At 73.4% G+C, this 8,108-nt stretch carries 9 protein-coding genes; all 9 read left to right on the top strand.

What is annotated here, in order from left to right:
- Positions 1-730 (top strand): anchored repeat-type ABC transporter ATP-binding subunit (locus NH339_RS16310; protein WP_253027077.1); only part of this gene is annotated, 730 nt, incomplete at its 5' end.
- A gap of 1 nt (position 731) precedes the next feature.
- Positions 732-1,610 carry an anchored repeat-type ABC transporter permease subunit gene (locus tag NH339_RS16305; RefSeq protein ID WP_253027076.1) on the top strand — a complete coding sequence of 293 codons (879 nt, stop codon included), beginning with the start codon at positions 732-734 and terminating at the stop codon, positions 1,608-1,610.
- Positions 1,607-2,695, top strand: coding sequence for a hypothetical protein (locus tag NH339_RS16300; protein ID WP_253027075.1), 1,089 nt, complete (start codon positions 1,607-1,609; stop codon positions 2,693-2,695). The genes NH339_RS16305 and NH339_RS16300 overlap by 4 nt, the downstream gene beginning before the upstream one ends.
- 14 nt (positions 2,696-2,709) lie before the next feature.
- Positions 2,710-3,456, top strand: a complete 747-nt coding sequence (locus NH339_RS16295; RefSeq protein WP_253027074.1) for a polyprenol monophosphomannose synthase — start codon at positions 2,710-2,712, stop codon at positions 3,454-3,456.
- Positions 3,453-3,953, top strand: a complete 501-nt coding sequence (locus tag NH339_RS16290) for a GtrA family protein (RefSeq protein ID WP_253027073.1) — start codon at positions 3,453-3,455, stop codon at positions 3,951-3,953. Before NH339_RS16295 ends, NH339_RS16290 begins: the two co-directional genes overlap by 4 nt.
- Entirely contained in the window at positions 3,950-4,630 is a 681-nt protein-coding gene (locus tag NH339_RS16285; RefSeq protein ID WP_253027072.1) for a DedA family protein, read from the top strand. The genes NH339_RS16290 and NH339_RS16285 overlap by 4 nt, the downstream gene beginning before the upstream one ends.
- A gap of 91 nt (positions 4,631-4,721) precedes the next feature.
- Entirely contained in the window at positions 4,722-5,360 is a 639-nt protein-coding gene (locus NH339_RS16280) for a TetR/AcrR family transcriptional regulator (protein ID WP_253027071.1), read from the top strand.
- Positions 5,361-5,392: 32 nt separating this feature from the next.
- Entirely contained in the window at positions 5,393-7,846 is a 2,454-nt protein-coding gene (locus NH339_RS16275) for an MMPL family transporter (RefSeq protein ID WP_253027070.1), read from the top strand.
- Positions 7,847-7,921: 75 nt separating this feature from the next.
- Positions 7,922-8,108, top strand: a 187-nt coding sequence (locus NH339_RS16270) for an NTP transferase domain-containing protein (protein WP_253027069.1), incomplete at its 3' end; no start/stop codon positions are given.

Below are 8,108 nucleotides of genomic sequence, written 5' to 3'. Positions count from 1 at the left end.
CTGCGGCCTCGCCGTCGACCTCGCCGGTCGCGCCGTGCTGCGCGACGTGGCCCTGCGGGTCGAGCCGGGTCAGGTCGTGGGGCTCGTCGGGCCGAACGGGGCCGGCAAGACCACGCTCATGCGCGCGGTGCTCGGCGTGGTCCCCCGCCGGGCCGGCGAGGTCGTCGTCGACGGTCGCCCGGTGCGGCCGGGGCGTTCGGGCATCGGCCACGTGCCGCAGCGGGTCGACGTCGCGTGGGACTTCCCAGTGAGCGTCGCCGACATGGTCGCATCGGGCCTGACCGGCACCCGCTGGACGGGCTGGCGTCCCGGTGCAGCCGGTTGGCGCGCCGTGGCCGAGGCGCTCGAGCGCACCCACGTGCGCGACCTCGCCGATCGGCCTGTCGCCGAGCTCTCGGGCGGTCAGCGTCAGCGGGTGCTGCTGGCGCGCGCGCTCGTGCTGCAGTCGTCGGTGCTGCTCCTCGACGAGCCGCTCACCGGGCTCGACGTGCCGGCCCAGGACCTCATCACCTCCCTCGTCCGCGAGCTCGCCGACGACGGCCTCGCCGTGCTGATGTCGACGCACGACCTCGTCGGCGCCGTCGACCAGTGCGACCGGTTCGTGCTCGTGAACGGGACCGTGCGCGCCGACGGACCGACCCGCGAGGTCGCCGCCGACGTGCAGGCGTGGGTCGAGACGTTCCGCACCCGACCCGACAGCGCGCTCGTGCGCGCGCTCCAGGCGGTGTGACGTGGGGTTCCTCGACTTCCTGGCCGACCTCGTCAACCCCGACCTCGCGTTCCTGCCCCGCGCGCTGGCCGTCGCCGTCGCGTCGGCGCTCGTGTGCGGGGTCGTCGGCTGCCACGTCGTCCTGCGCGGGACGGCCTTCATCGGCGACGCGGTCGCCCACGCGGTGTTCCCGGGCCTCGCGGTCGCGTTCGTGCTGTCGGCGAACCTCGTGCTCGGCGGCGCCGTCGCCGGGGTGCTGACCGCCGTGCTCATCGCCGTCATGGCCCAGAACCGGCGGCTGAGGGAGGACTCGGTCATCGGCGTGCTGTTCGTGGCGGCGTTCGCGCTCGGTGTCGTGATCATCGCGCAGGCGCCCGGCTACGCCGGCTCGCTGCAGCAGTTCCTGTTCGGGTCGATCGCCGGCGTCGACGACGGCGACCTGGTGGCCGTCGGCGTCGTGACCGTCGTCGTCCTCGCCGTGTGCGCGTGGCTGCACCCCGAGCTCGTCAGCGTCGGGCTCGACCGCGAGGGCGCCCGTGCCCAGGGCGTGCGGGTCTTCTGGGTCGACCTCGCGCTGTACGTGCTCATCGCGCTGAGCGTCGTGGTGAGCGTGCAGACGATCGGCAACGTGCTCGTCCTGGCACTGCTGGTGACCCCGGCCGCCACGGCGCGGCTGCTCACCTCCAGGCTGGGGGTCATGATGGTGCTGGCCCCGGTGATCGGAGCGGTGGGCGCGTTCGTCGGGCTCTACGTCTCGTGGACGTGGGACCTCCCCACCGGCGCCGTCGTCGTGCTGACGCTCACGGCCGTCTTCGTCGTGACCTGGCTCGTCGCGCCACGGCACGGGATGCTCGCGGCCTGGACCGGCCGTCGACCGGCTGCGGCGCGGGGCGTCGCGTGAGGGAGCGGCTGCCCGTGCTCTGCGCGGGGCTTGCCGGCGTGCTCGGCGTCGTGCTCGTGTGGCGCGGCCCCCGTCGGCGCGACCACCTGCTCGGTGGCGTGCTGGCCGGGGCCGGGCTCGTGGCCGCGCTGATGGTGAAGCAGAACATGGTCGACGTGCTCGTCGTGGCGTCGGGCGTGGTCGCGCTCGGCGCGCTCACCCGGACCCTGCGTCTGCGCACCCTGCTGGTCGCCCTCGTGGGGGCGGCTGCCGGTGGCGTCGCCGTGGCGGGGGTGGTGCTCGGGTGGGCCGTGCTGCACGGCACGTCGCCGGGTGGGGTCTGGTACGCCATGTACCCGTTCCGCGTGGCCGCCGGCGCTGCGCTGGCGTCGTCGCGAGGTGTCGCCGCGCACGCGCGAGGTCTGCACCTGCTGGCCGCCGCGGCGGTCGGCGGCGTCGTGCCCGCCCTGGCGGTCCTGCTCCTCGGCGTGCGGCGGATGCGTCGCGACGTGCGACTCGTCGCCGTCGTCACGCTGGCCTGGACGGCGTGGGCGGCCGCCTCGATCGCCATCGGCGGCAACTTCTGGACGCACTACCTCGTGCAGCTGGCCCTGCCCCTCGCCGTGGGCGTCGGGCTGCTCTCCACGGCCCGGCCCCGGCTCGCGACGGTCGCCGCGGCGAGCTGCCTCGTGCCGGCGGTGCTGAGCGCGACGGTCATGTCCGCACGCGCCGACGACCTCACGCGCGACCAGAGAGTGGGTCAGGCCATCGGTGCCGCCTCGGTCGGGGCCGACTCCCTCGTCGTCGCCTGGGGCCACCCCGGGGTCGTGCAGGGCAGCGGACTGACCTCGCCGTACCCGTCGCTGTGGAGCCTGCCCACGAAGACCCTCGACCCCGACCTGACCGGCTTCACCGCGGTGCTCGCCGGTCCGCGCGCGCCGACCTGGGTCGTCACCGGACGCAGCCTGCACTCCTGGGGCCTGCGCACCCGCGACGCCACCGCCGTGCTGCACCGCCGCTACCACCGCGTCGCCGACGTGTGCGGCTCCACCGTCTACCTGCGCGACGGGCTCGCCCGTCCCGTCCCTGCCGCCGACTGCGGCTGACCCGAGGAGGACCCATGAGGAACATCGTCATCGTCCCGACGTACGAGGAGCGCGACAGCATCGTCGTGCTCCTCGACGCCCTGGCCGCGACCGCGCCGGACGCCGACGTGCTGGTCGTCGACGACGCCAGCCCCGACGGCACGGCCGACGTCGTGCGGGCCCACCCGCGCTTCGGACCGCACGTGCACCTCCTGGAGCGCGCGGGCAAGGACGGTCTCGGCGCCGCGTACCGCGCCGGCTTCCAGTGGGCGCTGCAGCACGGCTACGAGGGCATCGTCCAGATGGACGCCGACCTGTCGCACCCGCCGGAGCGCGTCCCGGCGCTGCTCGACGCCCTGCGCGACGTCGACGTGGCCGTCGGCTCCCGGTACGTGCCGGGAGGCGGGTCGCGCGGGTGGCCCTGGCGGCGACGCCTGCTGTCGCGGGCGGGCAACGTCTACGTGCGCGCCGTGCTCGGCCTGCACGTGCACGACTGCACGGCCGGGTTCAAGGCCTTCCGGGCCGAGGCGCTCGTCGCCGTCGGGGCGCTGACCTCGCAGTCGGAGGGCTACAGCTTCCAGGTGGAGAACACGTGGCGGGCGCAGCGAGCCGGCCTGCGGGTCCGCGAGCTGCCCATCGTCTTCACCGAGCGCACGGCCGGGGCGTCGAAGATGTCGACGACCATCGCGCTCGAGGCGCTGCGGCTGCCTCTCGTGTGGCGCCGCGAGGAGCTGCGTCACGCCCTGGCCCCTCGACGTCCGGTCGAGGTCGGCGCCGCATGACGCTGCTGCGACGGCTGCTGACGCGCGAGGTGCTGACCTTCCTCGTGGTCGGCGGCTCCGGGTACGTCGTCGACGTCGTCGCGTTCAACGAGCTGCTCGTGCTGCCCCCGTTCCGGTCGTGGGACCCGAGCGTCGCCCGGGTGCTCGCCGTCGGCGTCGCGATGGTCGTGACGTTCGCCGGCAACGCCGCCCTGACGTGGTCGGGACGACGGTGGGGGCGGCGCGAGGTCGCGTGGTTCGTGCTGCTGAACGTCGTCGGGCTCGGCTTCTCGGTGGTGTGCCTGCTCGTCTCGCACGACCTCCTGCACCTCACGTCGCGGCTGGCCGACAACGTGAGCGCGAACGGCGTCGGCCTGCTGCTCGGGACCGTCTTCAGGTTCTGGACCTACCGGCTGCTGGTGTTCCGGGAGGACGCCGGGCCGGCAGCCGTGGGCGCGGGCGACCCGCGACGACAGTCAGGTGGCCGTCAGGTTGAGCCGGGGACGATCGCCTCATGACCGCCGTCTTCACCCCGCTCCTGCTGACCCTCGGGCCGGCCGCGGTGCTCGTCGTCATGCTCGTCGTCTTCGCCGAGACGGGGCTGCTGCTGGGCTTCGTGCTGCCGGGGGACTCGCTGCTGTTCCTGTCCGGTGCCCTCGTGACGTCGCACGTCATCGGCGTGCCGATCTGGCTGGTGATGATCGGGGTCGTGCTGGCCGCCGCCGCGGGCGACCAGCTCGGCTACCTCATCGGCCGCCGGTACGGGCCGGCGGTCTTCCGCCGGGAGACCTCACGACTCCTGCGGCCCGAGTACGCCGACCGGGCGCACGACTTCTTCGAGCGTCGCGGCAACGCAGCCGTCATCATCGGACGTTTCATCCCCATCATCCGCACCTTCACGCCCACCGTGGCCGGGGTGGCCCGCATGCCGCGCGGTCGGTTCACGGCCTACAACGTCGTCGGCGCCGTGCTCTGGGGGAGCGGGATGGTGGCGCTCGGCGCGCTGTTCGGCGGCATCCCGCTGGTCGCCCACCACGTCGAGGTCATCACCATCGGCTTCGCCGGTCTCTCCGTGGTCCCGCTCGGCATCGAGCTGCTGCGCATGCGACGCTCGCGGGCGCGCGCCGTGCAGGCGCCGGGACCCTCGGAGCCCGCTGGGACGTCGGAGCCTGCCGCGTCTGCCGAGGCTGCGTAGCCGACGGCGACCTCGGCCACCTTCGGCGGTGTGGTGACGGCCACATCCACAGAAGATGCACTCAGTGCAAGCACCTGCCTAGTCTGGAAGAGTGACCGAGTCCGTCGACCGACGCCAGCAGCGCGGCGAGCAGCACCGTGAGGCGATCCTCGCGGCTGCTGCCGACCTCGTCGCCGAGACGGGCTCCGTGCAGCTCAGCACGGAGGTCCTGGCGCAGCGCGCGGGCGTGTCGCGCCGCACCGTCTTCAACCACTTCGCGACGCTCGACGAGGTCGTCACCGAGGTGCTCGCCCGCAGCATCGGCGAGGCCGTCGACGCGCTCGAGTCCGCTGCTCGTCGCGTCGAGGGCGACGACACGCTCGACGGCACCTTCGCCCGCATGTCCGCGGTCTTCGAGCAGACCGACCTGACGCCGCAGATGTCGTTCCTGTGGTCGGTGCTCAGCGTCGACGACACGCTGCCGCGGCGCTACGGCCACGTCATCGACGACGCCTTCCACCGTCTGCGCGACCTCCTCCTCGCCACCGCTCGCGAGCCGGGGGACACCACGGACACCTTCGGCCGCGAGCTGCTCGTCACCTCGCTCATGAACGGCACCGCCTTCGTCGCGCAGCGGTGGTGCGAGGAGACCCGCGGCATCATCGACGACGACTCCCGTGCGCTGTGGACGTCGCTCGTCGTCCGCATGACCGACCAGCTCGGCCGTGGCTACCGCCACGCCGGAGCCTGACCCTGTCCGCTCGAGACCCGAGAGAGACCACCATGGCATCGTTGCTCTACCGACTCGGTCGCTTCGCGGCCCGCCGCGCCTGGACCGTGCTGGCCGCCTGGGTGGCGGTCCTCGCCCTCGCCGCCGGCGCCTTCGCCCTCTTCGGCGGCGCGCTGACGTCGACCGTCACCATCCCCGACACGCCCACGCAGCGCGTGGCCGACCAGCTGGCGGACCGGTTCCCCGACGCGAGCGGCGGCAGCGCGACGGTCATCTTCCGCAGCGAGGACGGCAAGGCGCTCACCGATGCCCAGCGGTCCGGGATCGCATCAGTGCTGAAGAAGGTCGACCGCGTCGACGGCGTCTCCGGCACGGTCGACCCGTTCGCCGTCGAGCAGCAGGCCGCCGCGCAGGTCCAGAAGCTGGAGGACGGCCGACGTCAGCTCGAGCAGGGACGTGAGCGCCTGGAGGCAGGAGAGCGACAGCTCGCCGCGGCGCGACAGCAGCTCGAGGCCGCGCCCTCGGTGCCGCAGGCGCAGCGCCAGCAGCTCGCCGCCCAGGAGGAGGAGCTCGCGCAGGGTCGCAAGGAGCTCGAGGCCCAGGGTCGCACGCTCGACGACGGCGCGGCGCTGCTGAAGCTCAGCGAGGGTCTGCGGCAGGTGTCGGAGGACGGGACCACCGCCCTCGCGCAGGTGCAGTTCACGGACGAGCTGGTCGAGGTGACGCCGGAGGTCCGTGAGGACGTGCTGGCCGCGCTCACCGACGACCCGGTCGACGGCGTCGAGGTGCTGCCGTCGGCGGAGATCTCCCAGGAGATCCCGAACGTGTTCGGCCCGGGCGAGGCCGTCGGCCTCGTCGTGGCCGCGATCGTCCTCGTCGTGATGCTCGGGACGTTCGTGACGGCGGGCCTGCCGCTGCTGAACGCGCTGCTCGGCGTGGGGGTCGGCGTGCTGGCGAGCCTGTCGCTGTCCGGCGTCGTCGAGATGCTGTCGGTCAGCCCGGCCCTGGGCGTGATGCTCGGCCTGGCGGTCGGCATCGACTACTCGCTCTTCATCATCAACCGCCACCGCAAGCAGCTCGCGCGTGGCATGGACGTGCACGAGTCGATCGGGCTCGCCAACGGCACGTCGGGCAACGCGGTCGTGTTCGCCGGCAGCACCGTGCTGATCGCCCTGCTCGCGCTGAACGTCGTCGGGATCGGGTTCCTCGGCGTCATGGGCACGGTCGGCGCGATCTGCGTCTTCGTCGCGATCCTCGTCGCCATCACGCTGACGCCCGCGATGCTCGGTCTGCTCGGTCGCCGGGCCCTGACCCGCAAGGAGCGCGGTCAGGCGCCGGAGCCGGAGGGTGCGCACCTGCCCGCCGACCGCCCGATGAGCACCGTCCGGGCGTGGCTGACCGTGGTCGGGACCGTCGTCGTGCTGCTCGTCGTGGCGATCCCGGCGCTCTCGATGCGGCTCGGCCTCAACTCGGCCACGTCGGAGCCCGAGGACTCGGTCGTCTACCAGTCGTACAGCACGGTCGAGCGGGCGTTCGGGCCCGGCGCGAACGGCCCGCTGCTGGTCGTCGCGACGCTCGACGACCCGGTCACCGACGCCACGCTGACGTCGGAGCAGCTGCGTCTCGGCGAGCTGCTGCGTGACCAGGGCGACGTCACCGCCGTGGCGCCCGTCGGGGCGTCCGAGGACAAGATGCTGCTCGCGTTCCAGGTGGTGCCGAAGACCGGACCGTCCGACGAGGCGACCGAGCAGCTCGTGCGCGACATCCGCGACCTGCGCGCGGACGGCGTGGCGTCGTTCGGGGTCGCCGGCGCGACGTCGGGGAACATCGACGTGAGCGCGCAGCTCTCCGACGCCCTGCCGGTCTACCTCGCGGTCGTCGTGGGGCTCTCGTTGCTGATCCTCGTGCTGGTGTTCCGCTCCATCCTGGTGCCGCTCACCGCGACGCTGGGCTTCGTGCTGTCGCTGCTCGCGACGTTCGGCGGACTCACCGCGATCTTCCAGTGGGGCTGGATCGGGTCGGTCTTCGGCGTGCACGACCCCGGCCCGGTGCTGAGCTTCCTGCCGGTCATCCTCATCGGCGTGCTGTTCGGGCTGGCGATGGACTACCAGCTCTTCCTCGTGTCGGGCATGCGCGAGGCGCACGCGCACGGTGCGCCGGCGCGGGTGGCCGTGCAGCGGGGGTTCCACGCGGGCCGCTCGGTCGTCATCGCGGCGGCGCTCATCATGGTGTCCGTCTTCGCGGGCTTCATCTTCGCCGACTCCGGGATGATCAAGTCCGTCGGCTTCGGCCTGGCCTTCGGCGTCCTGGTCGACGCGTTCGTCGTGCGGATCCTGCTCGTCCCGGCCGTCATGCACCTGCTGGGGGAGTCGGCCTGGTGGATGCCGCGCTGGCTCGACCGCATCCTGCCCGACATGGACGTCGAGGGTGCCGCGCTCGAGCGCTCCCACCCCCAGCCCGGACCGCACCCCGAGGACGCCCAGCCCGACGCCTCCAGTCCCCGCTGAGCGTGACGTTCGCGGGCCGGATCCAGCGTCCTCGCCCCGCGAACGTCACACTCAGGGGGAGGGGAGGTGGTGCGCGTGGGTGAGCTGCACGGACTGGTGCTGGCGGCCGGGGCCGGTCGACGGCTCGGTCGGCCGAAGGCCACGGTGGTCGACGCGCACGGCGAGCCGTGGGTCGCGCGTGCCGTCCGGGTGCTGCGCCAGGGCGGGTGCGAGGCCGTGCACGTCGTCCTGGGCGCGGAGGCCGACACGGCACGCGCGCTCG

Origin of the sequence: Aeromicrobium sp. CnD17-E, from assembly GCF_024124745.1 — a bacterium.
Classification (GTDB): domain Bacteria; phylum Actinomycetota; class Actinomycetes; order Propionibacteriales; family Nocardioidaceae; genus Aeromicrobium.
This window is presented reverse-complemented; position numbering and strand designations above follow the sequence as displayed.

Coding starts and splice junctions, on each gene's coding strand:
- NH339_RS16295 (WP_253027074.1), top strand. CDS start 2,710: ATGAGGAACATCGTCATCGTCCCGACGTACGAGGAGCGCGACAGCATC.
- NH339_RS16290 (WP_253027073.1), top strand. CDS start 3,453: ATGACGCTGCTGCGACGGCTGCTGACGCGCGAGGTGCTGACCTTCCTC.
- NH339_RS16285 (WP_253027072.1), top strand. CDS start 3,950: ATGACCGCCGTCTTCACCCCGCTCCTGCTGACCCTCGGGCCGGCCGCG.
- NH339_RS16275 (WP_253027070.1), top strand. CDS start 5,393: ATGGCATCGTTGCTCTACCGACTCGGTCGCTTCGCGGCCCGCCGCGCC.